22 protein-coding genes are annotated in these 17,095 nt (G+C 25.4%); 1 reads left to right on the forward strand and 21 read right to left on the reverse strand.

What is annotated here, in order from left to right; genetic code table 11:
• Positions 1-59: 59 nt before the first annotated feature.
• The 15 genes from IC218_RS19925 to IC218_RS19990 form a co-directional block, all read right to left on the reverse strand.
• Positions 60-617 carry an ERF family protein gene (locus IC218_RS19925; RefSeq protein ID WP_227825325.1) on the reverse strand — a complete coding sequence of 186 codons (558 nt, stop codon included), beginning with the start codon at positions 615-617 and terminating at the stop codon, positions 60-62.
• Between the two features lie 58 nt (positions 618-675).
• Entirely contained in the window at positions 676-1,569 is an 894-nt protein-coding gene (locus IC218_RS19930; protein ID WP_227825326.1) for a hypothetical protein, read from the reverse strand.
• Positions 1,570-1,615: 46 nt separating this feature from the next.
• Positions 1,616-2,284, reverse strand: coding sequence for a hypothetical protein (locus IC218_RS19935; RefSeq protein WP_227825327.1), 669 nt, complete (start codon positions 2,282-2,284; stop codon positions 1,616-1,618).
• An 11-nt stretch (positions 2,285-2,295) separates the two neighbouring features.
• On the reverse strand, positions 2,296-2,859 hold the full coding sequence (locus IC218_RS19940) for a hypothetical protein (RefSeq protein ID WP_227825328.1): 564 nt from the start codon (positions 2,857-2,859) through the stop codon (positions 2,296-2,298).
• A gap of 79 nt (positions 2,860-2,938) precedes the next feature.
• Positions 2,939-3,247, reverse strand: a complete 309-nt coding sequence (locus IC218_RS19945; RefSeq protein WP_227825329.1) for a hypothetical protein — start codon at positions 3,245-3,247, stop codon at positions 2,939-2,941.
• Positions 3,247-3,498: a hypothetical protein gene (locus IC218_RS19950; protein WP_227825330.1), complete on the reverse strand. Its 252-nt coding sequence runs from the start codon at positions 3,496-3,498 to the stop codon at positions 3,247-3,249. The genes IC218_RS19945 and IC218_RS19950 overlap by 1 nt, the downstream gene beginning before the upstream one ends.
• A 102-nt stretch (positions 3,499-3,600) precedes the next feature.
• A complete protein-coding gene (locus IC218_RS19955; protein ID WP_227825331.1) occupies positions 3,601-6,672 on the reverse strand; it encodes a PHP domain-containing protein in 3,072 nt (1,023 codons plus the stop codon).
• A 56-nt stretch (positions 6,673-6,728) separates the two neighbouring features.
• Positions 6,729-6,860, reverse strand: a complete 132-nt coding sequence (locus IC218_RS22045) for a hypothetical protein (protein ID WP_021383042.1) — start codon at positions 6,858-6,860, stop codon at positions 6,729-6,731.
• 34 nt (positions 6,861-6,894) lie between these two features.
• The gene (gene nrdG / locus IC218_RS19960; protein WP_227825332.1) at positions 6,895-7,392 is read right to left on the reverse strand and encodes an anaerobic ribonucleoside-triphosphate reductase activating protein; all 498 of its coding nucleotides are present in this window, start codon (positions 7,390-7,392) and stop codon (positions 6,895-6,897) included.
• A 15-nt stretch (positions 7,393-7,407) separates the two neighbouring features.
• Entirely contained in the window at positions 7,408-9,528 is a 2,121-nt protein-coding gene (gene nrdD, locus IC218_RS19965; protein ID WP_227825333.1) for an anaerobic ribonucleoside-triphosphate reductase, read from the reverse strand.
• 289 nt (positions 9,529-9,817) lie between these two features.
• Positions 9,818-10,336: a hypothetical protein gene (locus IC218_RS19970; protein ID WP_227825334.1), complete on the reverse strand. Its 519-nt coding sequence runs from the start codon at positions 10,334-10,336 to the stop codon at positions 9,818-9,820.
• 53 nt (positions 10,337-10,389) lie between these two features.
• Positions 10,390-10,797, reverse strand: coding sequence for a DNA ligase (locus IC218_RS19975; RefSeq protein WP_227825335.1), 408 nt, complete (start codon positions 10,795-10,797; stop codon positions 10,390-10,392).
• A gap of 218 nt (positions 10,798-11,015) precedes the next feature.
• On the reverse strand, positions 11,016-11,252 hold the full coding sequence (locus IC218_RS19980) for a hypothetical protein (protein ID WP_223153065.1): 237 nt from the start codon (positions 11,250-11,252) through the stop codon (positions 11,016-11,018).
• 37 nt (positions 11,253-11,289) lie between these two features.
• Complete coding sequence (locus IC218_RS19985) at positions 11,290-11,514, reverse strand: hypothetical protein (RefSeq protein WP_021383150.1); 225 nt, start codon at positions 11,512-11,514, stop codon at positions 11,290-11,292.
• Positions 11,515-11,550: 36 nt separating this feature from the next.
• A complete protein-coding gene (locus IC218_RS19990) occupies positions 11,551-11,724 on the reverse strand; it encodes a hypothetical protein (protein ID WP_227825336.1) in 174 nt (57 codons plus the stop codon).
• 180 nt (positions 11,725-11,904) lie between these two features.
• On the opposite strand from IC218_RS19990, the gene IC218_RS19995 reads away from it, so the two are divergent.
• The gene (locus IC218_RS19995) at positions 11,905-12,258 is read left to right on the forward strand and encodes a helix-turn-helix domain-containing protein (RefSeq protein ID WP_044212557.1); all 354 of its coding nucleotides are present in this window, start codon (positions 11,905-11,907) and stop codon (positions 12,256-12,258) included.
• Between the two features lie 487 nt (positions 12,259-12,745).
• Here IC218_RS19995 and IC218_RS20000 read toward each other — a convergent pair whose 3' ends face one another.
• The 6 genes from IC218_RS20000 to IC218_RS20025 form a co-directional block, all read right to left on the reverse strand.
• Positions 12,746-13,459: a LytR/AlgR family response regulator transcription factor gene (locus tag IC218_RS20000; protein ID WP_021383099.1), complete on the reverse strand. Its 714-nt coding sequence runs from the start codon at positions 13,457-13,459 to the stop codon at positions 12,746-12,748.
• A 689-nt stretch (positions 13,460-14,148) separates the two neighbouring features.
• Entirely contained in the window at positions 14,149-15,327 is a 1,179-nt protein-coding gene (locus IC218_RS20005; RefSeq protein ID WP_227825337.1) for a hypothetical protein, read from the reverse strand.
• Between the two features lie 80 nt (positions 15,328-15,407).
• Positions 15,408-15,674: a helix-turn-helix domain containing protein gene (locus IC218_RS20010; protein WP_227825338.1), complete on the reverse strand. Its 267-nt coding sequence runs from the start codon at positions 15,672-15,674 to the stop codon at positions 15,408-15,410.
• A gap of 29 nt (positions 15,675-15,703) precedes the next feature.
• Positions 15,704-16,090: a retropepsin-like aspartic protease gene (locus IC218_RS20015; RefSeq protein ID WP_021383052.1), complete on the reverse strand. Its 387-nt coding sequence runs from the start codon at positions 16,088-16,090 to the stop codon at positions 15,704-15,706.
• A gap of 1 nt (position 16,091) precedes the next feature.
• Complete coding sequence (locus IC218_RS20020) at positions 16,092-16,337, reverse strand: hypothetical protein (protein WP_021383056.1); 246 nt, start codon at positions 16,335-16,337, stop codon at positions 16,092-16,094.
• A 68-nt stretch (positions 16,338-16,405) separates the two neighbouring features.
• Positions 16,406-16,672 (reverse strand): helix-turn-helix domain containing protein, encoded by a 267-nt coding sequence (locus IC218_RS20025; protein WP_227825339.1) that lies wholly within the window; start codon positions 16,670-16,672, stop codon positions 16,406-16,408.
• Between the last annotated feature and the right edge of the window lie 423 nt (positions 16,673-17,095).

A 17,095-nucleotide genomic window follows, 5' to 3' on the forward strand; every position in this document is an offset into this window, starting at 1 on the left:
TTTCCCCTCCTTATGCTATGTATTTATTGCTACCCCATTAAGAGGTAGCATTTTTTTACTTACACTCTACTTTTCTTAACAGTTGAATTTTCTTCCTCTGATTTGCCCTTTGATTTGTTTGTTAAAGAATTTCCATCATCGTCTTCCTCGAATGATAATGCTAATACTGATTGAACTGCGTATCTTCTTAAGTAAGTTTCCAATGCTCCTCTAGCTTGTATATCATTAGTTTTAGCTGGTTTAAATGGTGCAGAATTTGACTCTATGTATTCGCCTGATGAATGCTTAAGTTTAGTTTTTATATATACTTTATCATTACCTGCATCTTCTGCTGATTGCATTAGTATTAAATCATGTTTTGCTAATAATGGATTTACTACTTTAAGAATTGTATCCAGATTTGCATATTTAGACCTAAAAAATGGATTTGTATTGTCTTTTTGAATTGACTCTATCTCTAAATGGAAAGCTATTAATGCTTTTGTTATTTCAATTTGGCTATCACTTTCTTTTAATCCTTCAATCTTATCTGAATATAAATTTGATATATTCTTTTTTATTTCCTCATTCACTACTTTTTTAATATCATCCATAATTATAGTTTCTTTATTTTCCATTTAATCTCTCCTTTTAAATAAATTATTTAATATTTATCACAATTATATTTATTAAATATTAAAAAGGTACATCATCATCACTTATTTCAACTGTCTTACCATTTTTATCAATATCTCTTTGTTTTTCTTTTTCATCTTTTTCTTTTATTTTTTCTCTCATTGCCTCTATATTTTTATCCGTGAAAGGATAGTTTTTATCACTTAATATTTCATCGCCATCTTTCAAAGGCTCATCCCCACCTTCTATTTCTAAAAATATAAATGCGCTTTTTTTAATTCTTGAACCAAACCCTGCTGATTTACTAGTAACCATAGATTTTACTGTACCTTCAAGAAGACCAACATCTCCTATTTTATATAAACTTTTAAATCCTTCTATCATATATTCATTATGTATTCTAAATATCATATTACAACCTTGCTTACCATATTTATTAATTAGACCCTTAATCTCTAAATATTTACCTAAGTCATCTTCTTTTTCTTCTATATTTTCAATTAATGTATATGCTCTCCAAACTTGACTTGCCTTTATTGGTTTTACTACTTCGCCCTTGTCATCAATTGGATTACCTTTGTCATCATATTTTTCTCTATTGCAAAAAGTTCCTGATATCTGGAATCGCTCTTTCTTTTCACCATCTTTATAATATAAGCTATTGTCTAATGAACAAACACATCTAACAATATCTCCTTTTCCATCTTCTGCTCTAGTTTTTATTTCATTAGCTATTGTCTCTATCCCTAAAAACATTTGATTTGGTGAACCATCTGACTTAAACATTGATGTAAAATAGTCTACATTCACTGATTCATTTGGTGCCGTTTCAACTTTTAAGGTAAATCTTATTGCTTCTTGGCTAGTTCCTTGATTCATTCTAGCTATATTTAAAATGTCTAAAACTTCTCCTGATACAAATACTTGATTATAATTTATTCTTTTTTCTGCCATTTACCCTTCTCCTTTATATTTAAAATTTAATTGCTAACAAAACTTGCTACATCATTAATTCTTTATATTTTGGTAATGTTTTAAAAAAATCACATAAGAATCTCCATTCTTCCATTTTATGATTCTCTCTTTGATTTATCATAGATTTGATTTGTAGATAATTTAATGTAACTCTTGCAGTTAACATTAATCCTGATGGACAATTCGATATTATTATTTTCCAGAGATTTTCTTTCGTGGCCTCGATATTTTCCCCATTCCTAAGTGTCACTTTATCAGATGCGGATAATTTTAATTCATCAAAATTATTGTAATCATAAATTAATTCATTTAAGAAATTTATTGTATTTTTATCAACATATTTGTTACACATATTATCAAGGTTAAATTTAGTTAATCTATGCATTTTACTTTGACTTGAGACATAATCGTTATGATGGTATCTGTCCCATTGTCTCCACATATATTCTGACCATTGCAAATCCATCTGTACAATAATTCCTTTAGAGAAGCAATCATGACCTGAACCTTGCTTTGACTTGCCTAATTGATTTGCTCGTTTTAAATCTTTTTCTGAAATGTTTATTTCTTTCATATCTATTACTTGTTGTTCATACATTGGGTATCCACTTGCTATTATACTTTCTTCAATTCCATATACATATACATTTGATACATTAATAATTTCTGTCACTTTTATTCCATTTACTTTCAACTTACCAACTCCTATTCTTCAATTATAATATAACCTTCTTGATAGTGTCTTCCCATATTATTTACTCTCTTATAATATTTATAATCACTCTCCCTATCTAATCTTGGTACAAATACATCTATAGCATTAGAAGTACCAAAATATCTATTAGAACCTCTATCTTTAACCACCTTTAAATTTCCATCAACTAATATTTTAGTTCCAAATTTAAGATGATTATTGGCCACAAACCCATATTGTAAATTTTCTCCTGTAGCTGTCACAGCTCCATGTTTACTATTTTCACAATTCAAAGAAGTATAGTAACTTACTTCCCATGTTATAGGAATCAATTTTTCTATTTTGATATTAAGTTCTTTTTCTAAGTTCATTTTTTTTATTTCCAACTTATATTCTTTGCTATTTCTATATTTATTCCATTCATATTCATACATTAAATTTATATTTTTTGTTATATAGGTTATAAGACTTCTTTCCATATTACTAGTATTGAACACTTCTTCATGACTATAAAAGACTTGAACACCACTAGCCACCATTAAAATACTTATTACTATCGTACTTATCCATCTCATAAACTCCTCCAAGTTATATTTAAACCATCTTCAATTGACTTAATTAGATTCTTTGAAAGCTTTGCATTATCAAATATTTTTATAGATTTCTAAAATTTATATACTTATCTTTATATCCCTTAGAATTTCTTGTATTCATTATATCTTTTATAGATTCCCTGTAAGATATATCATCTGATATTCTTATCAGACTTTCAAGAAAATACATTGAATAACTTCGTGGTATCTTTTTTTTAATAGCTAAATCAATTGCAGTTTTAGCAGCATTATAACACTTAAGATGTGTATGACCTTCTCCAAATATCTTATTAGTATTATAGACAATATATCCATTTCGGACTTTAATAATAATGTATTCATTTTTTTCATATATTTTATTTGTTTTCATTACAAATCCTCAATTTTATGCCATATCATTTCTAACTTTCCATGTTTTCTATTTAATCTTCTTCTAATTTCATATGCAGATTTAATTTCTTCTTTTACATTTTGCCACTTCTCCAAAACTTCTTTATACTCTTTATTTTCTTCTTGTAAAAAGAGTATTTCTTCATTTAATTCATCAATTTTAGTGTTTAATTCTCTATTTTTCTCTAATAAATCATAATGTCTTTGTTCATCTATAAGTATTGAAATCACTACCTTTCACTGATCTTATATATGTTGTTTTAAGATTGTAATGTATAAAACTAAGCAATATTTTATATGAGGTCTTAGAAAGGCATACATGAGGTCATATTTTTAATTTTCTAGTTTCCAATATTCTTGTATCCACCATTCAGACTCGGAATTGCTCTTAATCCACTTTCCATCTATTTTTTTACTTTTAGCTTTTTCCTTAGTTGATTTTAAATAAACTAAGTCATAAATATCAATTTTATTATCATCAAAAATAGATTTACTTACCTTAAAAATCTTTATATTGCTTGATTTTAGATTGTATAGTGTAATTTTAGGAGAATATTTAGTATCTATATCTATTACTAAACAATACCTTGGATTTGAATTGTCATCTTTTATATTACATGATCCTACAAATTCAAAATGAGCTTGTATTTTTTCACTGATTGGTATATCAGTATTTTCGATTTGGCTTTCGAGATATGAACATAATTTTTTTGTATCAACTTCTTTAAATATTTTTTCTGTTTCTTTATTAGAATATCTTCTCATAATTTCCATATTGCATGGTAAACTATCTTTTTTAAATTGTTTTTTACTATAGATTGAATTATAGATATCATAAGTCTCTAAAAGTTTGTTAGACTTTCCAAACTCCTCAAAGAAATCTAGTTTAATTAGTATAGATAATTGTTTAGAGTTTATATGCCCTTGTAAATCTATTAATAGTTCTAAAAATGAATCATATTTATTATCTTTAAGAGAATATAGGTACTCTCCTATATCAGAATTTAAAAATTTAATGGATTCAATTCCCTTGTAAATACTATTTTTATCTCTATTAAAAAAGTATTCAGATTTTGAGAATCTAAATTTAGGATTTTCTAACTTAATATCAAAATACTTTATTTCATCTGTTAATTTTCTTGTTCTTTCTGTATCTTCATTATATAAGTTGAATGCTACAGTATAATATTCTAATGGATAATGTGACTTAAGGTATGCACAATATAAGCTGTCATATGCATATGAAAGACTATGTGAAGCATTAAAGGAATACGAGGTGGCATCATTTACAACTTGCCATGTGTCCTCGAAATTATTTTCAGTTCCGACTTTTTTAATCCAGTTATTTTTTAGTTTAGTATGCAATTCTTTTAACTCTTTTTCTTTAAATTTCTTTTTTGCTACTTTCTTTATAATATCATAGCTCTCAGATTCCTCTATCCCTAACCATATTAGATACTTCATTATAGACTCTTGATACATAAGGTAATGGTAACTATCCTCTAATAATATATCTAGTTCTTTAACATTAGTTGTATATGGCTTTCTTTTAATGAAATTGTCTAATAAAGATGTGAAACCTGGTCTAATGCTCGCTACAAACGCACTTGTTTCAGCCACACTTGATATTTTGTATTTAGATGCTAGGTTTGTCGCATAGTCTGAGTCTACTTGATTTATAGTACAAGTTAATTTATTCTTGTATATCTCATAGGTTTTACTATTTAATAAACTATTCAATTCTTCAATTGTAGGAATATTAATATTTGCTAATTCACAAGTTTTTCTGATTAGTGACCATACTTTCACTGTTAAATAATCATTTTTTAAATACTTATACTTATCACAATAATATCCATCTATATTACAACATATCCCATCCTTAGTTTTTAATAGTCCTACTTCTTCATCAATTGGTTTGTCGTATATAAGCATAGAGCATGGTGAGAAAGAAACACTTTCTACTACTCCTACAAATACCTTTGATTCCTTTATTATATCTCTCCAAGAATCATCATTTATATATTTATCTAGGTTTTTAGCCACTTCATCATACTCTGATAATTTCATATCATTTGCTTTACACCATAATCTAAATGCTGATGCATCTTGTAACGGCTTATAACTTATCATCCAAGCACAATTTTCTTCTCCCAGCAAGTCTCTAGTTGCTTGTATAAATGGCTCTGCGTCTTCAGCATTTAAATCTATATCTGGTAAAGATTTCGCTGATAGTATTCTTTCAACACTCATAAATCTAGTAGGGAATAATGGTACTGGAGCATTTAATCTGTCTATTTCAGTAAGCCCTAAAAGGTTAGTTATTATAAATGAAGGTGCTGAACCTCTCCCCGTTTTAGTAAGAAGACCATTATATTCTTGTTTGGCTCTTTGAACTATTTTATAATCTATAATAAAGTAATCCTCCATATGGGTTTTCTCTATAATATCAAATTCATATCTTATAGCATCTAAGTATTCATTCCATCTATTTTCAGGTATATTTTTTCTTTTCTCTAACCATTCTTTATTTAATATCTCTTTCAGTTCTTTATTTGGATTTTTAGATATTGATGGTAACTTTATATCTTCATTTATCAGTGTAACTTCTTCACACTCATCAAATATTAGAGTATTTTTTAATGCTATTTCAATTTCTTGCTTTGTTAATACATTTTGTTTTTCATATCTTTTAAATATATCATCTGAATTTGGATAATCTAAAATAAATCCATCTTCTTCAGGATAATTTATACCTTTAGCTTTAAGAAATTTAGTTCTATATTTTGATTCTTCTGGATAAATATAATGGCTATCATTGGCATGTATTATGTCTATATTGTATTTTTTACTTAATTCTAAGACATCCACATTATGTAAAACTTGAGTTTTATGAGGATGAGATTGCACTTCAAGAAAGAAATTATCTTTGAAATGATTCTTTAGTTTTATTATTAGTTCTTCTCTATTTTCAAGTTTTAATACTCCAGCTACACATGCAGTAGTAATAACCACATCTTCTGGTTTAAATATCTCAAATAGTATCTTTTCATCTATTCTAGGTTTATAGTAATACCCATTTGTATTAGCTAAACTTAAAGCTTTATTTATTTGCTTATAGCCATTATTATTTTTAGCAATTATTATTAGATGATAATTTCCTCTATCTTTCTCATTTATATTATTTACATAGTAAAATTCTGCTCCAACAATCATTTTTAAATTGCTTTTATCACATAAAGTTTTTGCTTCATGTACATTTCCCTGATATCCATGTTCTGTTGTAAAATATGTAGTATGACCAAGCTCTATTGTCCTATCTATATATTGTTGTGGCTTGGTAATTACATCTAAGGTTCTAATATTTGAGTATATTTTATGGCTATGATAATTATTATATCTCAATTAATCACCTCTACCTCAAAGTCTCTTTTAACAAATTCTATCTCCACTTAAATATTTTAATGTTTTTTATTCTTTTTCCATTCACTAAATCTTCTATTCATTTTGAAATTTTCAAATTCATAATCTAAAAATTTCTTTTTTTTGAATTGCTCCTTTAGAAATTTATTTGTGAATTCTTTTTTAGTCAAATCAATCACCTCCAAAGAGGGAAAGATATCCCTCTTACTTATATAATACTATCTGATTTTCTTTTAATGATTTTTGAACCTCTATAACTCTTTGATTTGATGAGCCTCTATATTTTAATGAAATGTCTCTTTTTGAAATGTCAAATTTACCATCTATTAAAACATCAATATAATCTAAAAATATTTTTCTTGATAGATCTCTTAATATTTCTTCAAACAAGTAACCTGACCAAAGCCAGATATTTTTATTCGTCTCTATTTTAACTCTTTTTAAAAAATCAATTAAATCATTATCCTTTATTTGTTGCAATGGTTCTCCACCTAATATATTTAAACCTACTATATTATCATTTTTTAGATATGAAATAATCTTATCTTCCACTTTATTAGACCATACATCTCCGTAATTAAAATCTTGTAAATCTTTATTAAAACATCCCTTACAATTATGGGTACATCCAGATACAAAGAGTGTTGTTCTTACTCCTGGTGCATTTGATACATCAAACTTTCTTATTTCAGCATATTTCATATTCATAACCCTTTCTTATAAATGAAGTACTCTGTCTCCTATTTCTTGAGTACGACCTTTATTCCAAAAGTTAGTTCCTATATAACCACAAGTCCTTCTCATAACCTGCATTTCAGTCTCATCTCTATTTCCACATGATGGACAATACCAAGTTAAATTTTCATCTAGTTTTATTTCTCCAGTGTATCCACACTTATAACATATGTCTGGCTTTGTATTTATCTCTGCATATTGAATATTATGATATATGTAATTTATGATTTGTTCAACTGCTTCAAGATTTCTGCTCATATCAGGAACTTCCACATATGAAATACATCCCCCTGAACTTATACTATGAAACTGAGATTCAAATTTTAATTTACTAAAAGCATCTATTTCTTCACAAACATGAACATGATAACTATTTGTATAATATAATTTATCTGTTACATTTTTTATCTCACCAAACTTTTGTTTATCTATCCTACAAAATCTATATACTAAATTTTCTGCGGGAGACCCATATAAACCAAATCCTAATTTAGTTTCCTCTTTCCATTCCTCACATTTATTTTTCATGTATTTCATAACATCTAATGCAAATTTTTCTCCTTCTTCTTCTGTATGACTTATACCTAGCATAGCTTGAACCATTTCATATATTCCTACATATCCAAGGCTTAAAGTTGAGTATCCATTTTCTAAAAGTCTATCTATCTTCTCTCCTTTTTCAAGTCTAGCTATAGCTCCGTGTTGCCAATGTATAGGTGATACATCTGAGAGTGTTCCTTTTAGCATGTTATGTCTAGTTAAAAGAGCTTCTTTGCACAATTCTAATCTTTGGTCTAATATCTTCCAAAATAAATCCATATTCTTATCAGCTACTATTGCAATTTGAGGTAAATTTAAAGATATTACACCTTGATTGAATCTTCCATACCATTTATAATTTTCATTTTTATCTTTATATGTGCTAAGATGACTTCTACAACCCATAGGTGGGAATGTATTTCCTTCATAATTAGTACGCATAATTTTAGCTGATTGATAGTCTGGCACTAACCTTTTGGTTGTGCATTCAGCAGCTAATTTTGTGATGTAGTCATATTTGCCACCTTCTAAACAATTATCCTCATCAAGAAGATAAACTAGTTTAGGGAAAGCCTCCCCTATTTCTTGTCCTTTGTAATTTTTCATTCCTTCTAATCTTTGTTTTATCATTTCCTCACAAATAAGAGCCATCTCTTCTTCGTATTCATTTCCACTTTCTACTTCAAGATAAATTGTTGCAAATGGTGCTTGGCCATTCGTTGTCATCAAAGTTGAAAGCTGATATCTAATCGTTTGAACTCCTGCTTTTAAATCATCTAATTTTCTATCATCAGCCAATTCTTTAGCTAAATTTTCGTCTTTATATTTATCTAAATATTTCTTATAGTATTTATCATATGTTTTTCTTAGATAGGGTGCTAAATGCTTTACTGTGATACTCTGCCCACCATATTGATTACTAGCCACTTGAGCCATTATTTGAGTAGTTACAGTACAAGCAGTACTAAATGACTTTGGAGATTCTACTAATTTTTCATTTATTACTGTTCCATTATCTAACATATCTTGAATATTTATTAAGCAACAATTAAATATTGATTGTAATGTATAATCCATGTCATGCCAGTGTATAACTCCTTCATCATGAGCTTGAACTATATGAGGTGGTATCAATTTTCTTCTAGTTATATCTTTAGAAACCTCTCCAGCAATTAAATCTCTTTGAGTTGATGCGATTATTGAATTTTTATTTGAATTTTCTCTTAAAATATCCTCATTCGTCTTGCTTATTAAACCTAATATGCTTTCATCTGTTGTATTAATCTGTTTTTTGAACGATTGAACAGCTCTATAACCTTCATATGCTTTAGCTGTATCTTTTTGACCATAATGTATAAGTCTATCATATACAAAATCTTCTATTTGATGAATCGTAGGAATATTTTTCTTATTATTAAATTCAAATTCAGCATCATTTGCTATTAATTTTGAGATATCCTCTATGTAAATTCCACTTCCATTTTTCATTGCCTTTTCTATCGCAATCTGTATCTTTGTATTATCAAAAGGTACCTTGCTCCCATCCCTTTTAATTATTTCCATTAAATCACTCTCTTTCTAATATTTATTTTCAACCTTTAAATAATACCCTTTTTACATACATGTTATCAATAATATTCTGTTTCCATAAGTGGTAAATATTTGACTATATAAAAATTATATTATACTGGTAAGATTCTTTGAGTTGAAATTTGATATGTACTTGATTCTTTTCCTGTTGTAAACAATATAATCGCTAAAATAATACATAATGCTAAATAAATCACTTTTTTTATTATTTAATCCCCCTTACTTAAAAATTAATTTATAATATATCAATATACTGAACCATCTAAAAATTTATATCACTTTCCTTCAATATGTATTTATTAATTATTTTTATTATTGTAATCAGACCTTTATTAGTTATATCAATCTTAGTTGATATTGAGTTTTTATATGAAAAAATATGAAGTAAATGTTTATTTTCACTTTTATATATTGATATTTCTGTGTCATCTACATATTTTATAAATTTATTTTTATTATAATTAAATCTACATATCCTTAAATAATCATCTATTTCTTTACTGATCATAAGTTCAGATTGTTTTATACACATATCTTTAAACTCATTTTTTACTCTGTCATTTTCTTTTTTTACAATTTCTTTATATCTATTTAAATCAATTTTTTGAAAAGCTATGTCTTTTATATAGTCTTCACATTTATCTATAAACCTCTTAAATATAGCTATTTTCATTGTTCCATTCACAAATGCAACTACTTCATTTCCTTCTTCTAGTTTTTTAATCTCTGTTCTAAAAATCATTTCCTCTTCATCTACACTAGCTACTATTATCATACTCATATATACACTCTCCCTTCCATTGCAAAATCTACTTTATTTTTTAATTAACATTTTTAATGTTCCTTTATTAAACCTGGCATAATTTTATTTACAGTTTTACAAGAAATCCCTAATTTAATTGTTTTTGTAGCTATACCAATTATAAATTCTTCAAGTTCTTTATTTTTTTCTAAAAATAATTGTATTGTTTTTATATCAACATCTCTTCCAGAATTATTTTCAGATAGATAATCAATCATATCATATATGCTATATATTTTTTTACACTCAATATTCCCTATTTTTTTAGATAGTTTCTTTTTAGATAACCCAGTTAAAATACCTGTATCTAAAAGAAATTGTAAACAGGTTACAAACATACCATTATTTTTATTTTTTTCTAATATATTTATTTTTTCTTTTCTGCTTGATGTACTTTTTAGTTTTTTGAAGATGTTTTTTACAAATAATGCTTCTTGCATTTTTTCCTCCTTAAATCTACTGGGTATATTATTCGTCATATCATCTATTTTATTTACTTTTTTATTACTTGAAATTTTTATTTATACATTTCTCCACATTTTTTACATTGATAAATAAATCCTATTTTCGTACTTAATTTAAATATATCTCCACCACATTCACATTTTTTTATTCTTATCATTTTCTTCTTCATATTTATACTCCTCAAAAGAAATTGTTAGCTAAATGTTGTATCTAATAATCTTGATACTTTTTTTATTTTCCAATCTACAGGCAATATTCCATTATCAATTAATTCTGATAGTAAACAATTATATTCATCAATTTTTACCATATGTCCAATTGGGCAGTTTTTGCAGTGCTTAGACTTGATACAAACATATTTTATAGTATTTAAAGCAACTATAGTATTTTTTATATCATCTTGTGTTAATTCTATTTCTTTATTATCCATTTTTCATCATTCCTTTAAATTTACTAAATTTTAATATTTACAAGGCTTCTACTGCTTCTTGAAATTTTAAATCTAATACATATTTTAATAACTCTTTATCATATTTATAATTTAAATACTCATCTATAGAGGCTGTATAAGCATTTTCTTTTTTGTATTTTTTTATATACCATTTTTGAAATTTAATATAATCTTGCTCTGTGAGATATTCACTTGATAAGTTCAAAAGACTTCCTTTTTTATTTAATATTTCTCTGATCATATGATTCTCCTATTTTTGATATATTCATTTCATTTACTAATGAATCTTTTTATTCTGGCACTTAATCTTATTATACTTATGACATTCTATATCTTTTCTATTTGATATAATTTCCAAAGATAATTTATAAACCAAACTTTGATTTATATTTTTCAATTTTTTAAATAAAGACAACATTTTTATTAATTCTTTATGTTTTTCATCAACCATAACTCGCCTCTTTCTTGACTTTGTATATTTTTATATTTACTTTGTTATAATTACATTGTATATCTTATACTATACAATGTCAATATATTTTATACTTTGTTTACCTAATATACTGAATATATTGACTTTGTCAACATCGAATTGTATAATTTAATTAATGGAGGTGATATATTGAACACAATGATATATAATCTAAAAAAATTAAGAAAAGAATTAGGATTATCACAAAAAGAATTTGGTGATAAATTAAAATTAACATCTGCGTCAATATCAAAACTTGAAAATGGAGAGAGAAATATCACTGAAAGACATATTTACCAAATATGTGAGGTTTTTAATGTAAATGAAGATTGGTTACGAAATGGAAATGGAAAAATATTTAAAAATATAGATGATATTGAATTAGCAGCAATGATGGGTAAGACATTTTCAAGTAATGATGAATTCTTGAAAAAAGTCTTTTTAACATTTGCAGAACTTACAGATGATGAAAGAGAAGTTGTACAAAAAATAATAAATAAACTAAGTAAATAGCCCTAGAAGGGCTATTTTATTTTAGATATAAAACTTTTAATTATGAGTAAAGAAGATAAATCCATTTTTTTGAGCATCTTAAGTATTTCTTCTGTAACTTGCTTTTTCATTAAATCCCCCCATATAATAAATAAAATAATTATAAAGTTAATACTTTTTACCCAATCATCTCCTCACTCTATTCCCATTTCAGGAACATTTGTTCTTAAAAAAACTAAAATCCCTCAGCATTTAGTAAAATTGAAGTTATCTGCATCTGAAACGAATATTTCATATATGTATTTTTTTAATAAATACCTACTCTATTAAAGTAGATTGCTTGATTAAATAATAAGATTTTTTTTAGAAAAGTTCAATACTAAAATCGCAAATGATAACAAAAAATACAAAAATATTAATTTTTTTCCTATTTTCCTACATAATAATATTATAACTCTTTCTCTATAAATCATCAAGAACATACATTCGATTCTTTTAAACAAATTATTTACCAAATTCTATCTCTCAATATATTTGATAAATAAAATTTTAATTCTTTTGCTTTTCTAGGAGCTACCTTAATTTTTATATTATTTTCTGTTAAATATACAAAATTATAGTTCAAATTATTAACTTGCAACAAATTTATAAGATAGCTTTTGTGACATCTAAAAAAAATCCCTTCTTTTAGCTTTTCTTCAAATATATCAAGTTTTTCATTTATTATATATTCATCTGTTTTTGTTATAACCTTTAATTTTCTTTTAACAATCTCTGCAAATAAAATATCTCTTTCTTCTATTATTATGATTTTTTTCTTTTTTTTTATATAAATAACAGCCTCTCTTTTTCTCCAATCAATAGCAAAATCAATCATTATTTTTTCAAAATTTTTGTAGTATATTGGTTTTATTAGGTATCTAAATGCATTTATTTCATATTCTTTAACAACATCTTCATTAGATTCAGTAGTAAATATAATCTTAACATTTTTATTTCTTTTTCTAATTTCTTTTGATATTTCAAATTCATTTTTATCTTCTAAGTTTAGATCCATTAAAACTAAATCTACTTTTTTAGAATCTTTTTCTAAAAGTTCTTCTACATTTTTAAATAATAAAACTTCATATTGTTTTATTTTTATTTTCTTTAAAAAAATCTTAATAAAGTCATGAATGATATCTCTTTGCATATCATCATTTTCACAAATAATTATTACCATAATAATCACTCCTCAAAATATATATTTAATAAATATTATATATTTTTGATATCTGAGTTTTGGTAATTATTGTAATTTGTTGTATTATAAATACTTTTTTTATCATTTTATGTCTGTAGAGCTAATTTTTATATTAATATAATTTTGTTAATTCTTTACTTATAAATTGTCATTCAAATATAATTTTTAAGTTATTGTTATATCCTTAAAAAATAAATTGATAAATGAGCAAGAAAATTTAGAAGAGTAAAGTTGTTATTATATTTTTATAATTAGTTAAATAGATGTTAAATGGATACTGTTCATTGATTAAAACAGAAATTAATAATAACAATTAAAACAGAAATTTAAATCAATAATTAGAAAATAATAATAAGCTACTAATTATAGTAATTGCAATTAGTACAATAAAATATAAATTTTAATAATAATATATTGTTGATGTATTGTTGTTTTTTTAGAATAAGTTTCTTAAGAAATTGAATAATTATATATTCTTATTGGAAAATTAAGTTATTAATATGCATAAAAAACTTTCTATTGTGTATATAATTTAATTAAAATAAGCATAAAAAAATAGAGCTAATAGAGATTTTACACTCTTTATAGCTCTATTTAAGTATTTTATTATTTGAATACAAACACTAATAGGAGTAGTCAAAATCAATTTTTTTGAACTACTCCATATATTAAATTGCTATTGCTAAACTTCCATTCTTATTTATGCTCTGAACAATCAATGTTCTTATAAATGCTCCTGGATTACGTATCTCATTATAGTTTGTATCTTCTTCGTCAACTGTATATTTATTAAACATATAATCTAATGCTGCTAGTACTCTATTAATTCCATATTGTACTGCTAATCCAACTAAGTCATTTATAATAATATCTTTTTCCATTTCTAATTTATTTCTTAAATCTTCTTCAAATAAATTATATCTATCTAAATTTATCTGAGATAATACTTTACTATAATTAGAACTCAAGGAGCATCCTGTATCATCAAAGAATTTTAATATTTTTATTTTTACAGATTCTGTATATTTCTCTGAGATGCTTTCTTTCGTCTCATAACGTTTTGTATCTATTGTATCATTACTTACATTGAATAAAGTTTTAGTGCTTCTTAGAAAGGTATCTATACGCTTGTTTGATTTCTTTATGTACTCTGGAAGTATAGAGATAAGATTATCTTTTTTAAATCGTATTCTTTTACCTAATTTACTTCCTTTAGCATCAGCCCAAACTAACTTTTTAATTTCAAGTTTTAACTCATTTACATTTTCAAAACTTAATAGGTGATTTAAAGTATCTAATGACATAGTTAAGTAACCTTTTCCACCATCTTCTTTTTTAAGATGATTTTTATACTCTTCATCTATGACTATATCAAATTTACCTCTTTTTATTTCTGTAGAATAAACTAATCCAACTTGTAATAATACATTATGATTATGTCTTGCTGTAACAACAGAGGTATTGCATATATCAGCTATGTTTTGAAATGATATTGATTTTCTAACATAGTTTTTATTAGATACTATAAAATGATATGCTAGATATTGCTTTATAGCACTCTTACTTAAAGTAATATGTTTATTTACATTAGTTACAATCTCTATTGTACCGATTTCTGTTTCTTTTTCTGTAACATAAGAAAACTCTGATATAGTGTTTAATTTAGGACAATTTGAGCAGAAGTCATTTAATTTATTACTATCAAAAGAAGGATTATTTTTTATTGCACAAGAATTACAAGCAGAATAGTCTATTTTTTCTACTTTTCTTATAGAAGTTTTAAAAACATCTAAGATATCTTTTAATTTTGATTTTGATATTCTAGCAACTGGTTTTAATTCTTGCATATTATAATCCTCCTTTCTTAGTAATATTTCTATAAAATTATTATAACACATATGGTTACATGTTGTAAGAATGTGTAACATTAGTACTCATTTTTTTTGATTTTCATGATAGTATTTCTGCCGCAGTTATACTTTTGCTCTGCTTTTCTTATACTCAATCCATTATCTAAATCATTTTTTATTTTTTTTACCTGCTGATCATTAAATCTTTTGTTTCTCCTACCTTGCTGGACTACATAATAATTTTCATTTTCTAAAGTCTCATATTCAATTCCAGCTTTATCTAGCTTCTCTTTTTTCGAACTATCTACAATAAAGACTACTTTATCTTTATATTTAATACTCATATTGTGATAACTCCTTATATAAATATGTTTTATTTTTGTATTAATAAATTATCTACCAAATCAATAATTAAATTAGCATTTATTAAAAAGTCTAATCCTAATAAACCATTTACTTTTTCTTCTGGGTCAATCTCTCCAAAATCTAACTTTATATTTTCAAGAGTTATATCACCACAAGCAACCTTATTAACTAATTTCCTTACTGAATATTGAACAGTCCCACCATAACCAGAAGCCTTTACAATTGTATCATCATCATTAAATCCAATATCTGATTCCTCTAAATAAGAAGAAGATATTATAGTATGAGATGCTCCAGTATCAATGATCATATCTTTTACAAGGATACTTTTATTTTCAATTAAGATTTCTATATCTGTATATAATAGTCCATTTTTATATTTGAAATTTTTCATACTACAAACCTCTTCTTATACCAATATGTTTTATGATATCTATTACAAATTCTTTATTCTTGGTGTTATATACAATTTCTTTATCTTTACATCTGTTGAATTCTTTTAAAGCCTCTTTATTGTTAGGAATAACTTTTATAAGAGCTACTTCATCTACATACTCCTTTTCATTTTGTATATGCGATTCCAAAATTTCTAATTTTACAAATGAATTAGGATATAAGTTTCTAACCTCTGACCATTTCATAGAAATCAACTCCTTTATAGTATAAGAATATTATAATATTAGTGAGGTAAAATGTAAATGTTACCTCGTTAGTACTTATTTTGTTTTATATCTTGTATGGTTCTTGTACTACAATTCCATTTCTCAGCACATTTTCTTAAACTCATACCATTATTTAAGTCTTTTTTTATTTCACTCACATCTTCATTATTAAATCTCTTACTTCTTCTACCTTGTGTAACTACATAGTACTGCTTGTCCTTCAGGTCAATATATTTTATATTAGAGTTGTCTAATTCATTTACATTCTTTTTTTCTACAAGCACAAATTCTTTATCTTTATATTTAATACTCATAATTCTCTCCTTATATAAGATTAATTACTACGGAGTAGAGACCATTATTTTTTTATGGATTATTATTAAAAATATATTATTATAAAAATAATCTAAAAATTTTACATTTATATAAACTTATCTTAACCAAATTAAAAGTTTTTGTCTATTTGAATTACTACGGAGCGCAGACCATTATTCATATTGGAGAATAGTAATTTCAATACTTCTAAATTACTACGGAGCTGAGACCATTATTCATATTAGAGAGCAGCAATTTCAAGGGATGTAAAAGCTGAATTTTAGAATAAAAAAAATTTTTCGACATTATTCTCATACCAAAAAACAGCTTTTTTAGTGGTTTTTTGAATTACTACGGAGTACAGACCATTATTCATGTTTTTTGAAAAATACCAAAAAACAATTACTACGGAGTACAGACCA

Origin of the sequence: Clostridioides sp. ES-S-0005-03 (assembly GCF_020658455.1) — a bacterium.
Lineage (GTDB): Bacteria > Bacillota > Clostridia > Peptostreptococcales > Peptostreptococcaceae > Clostridioides.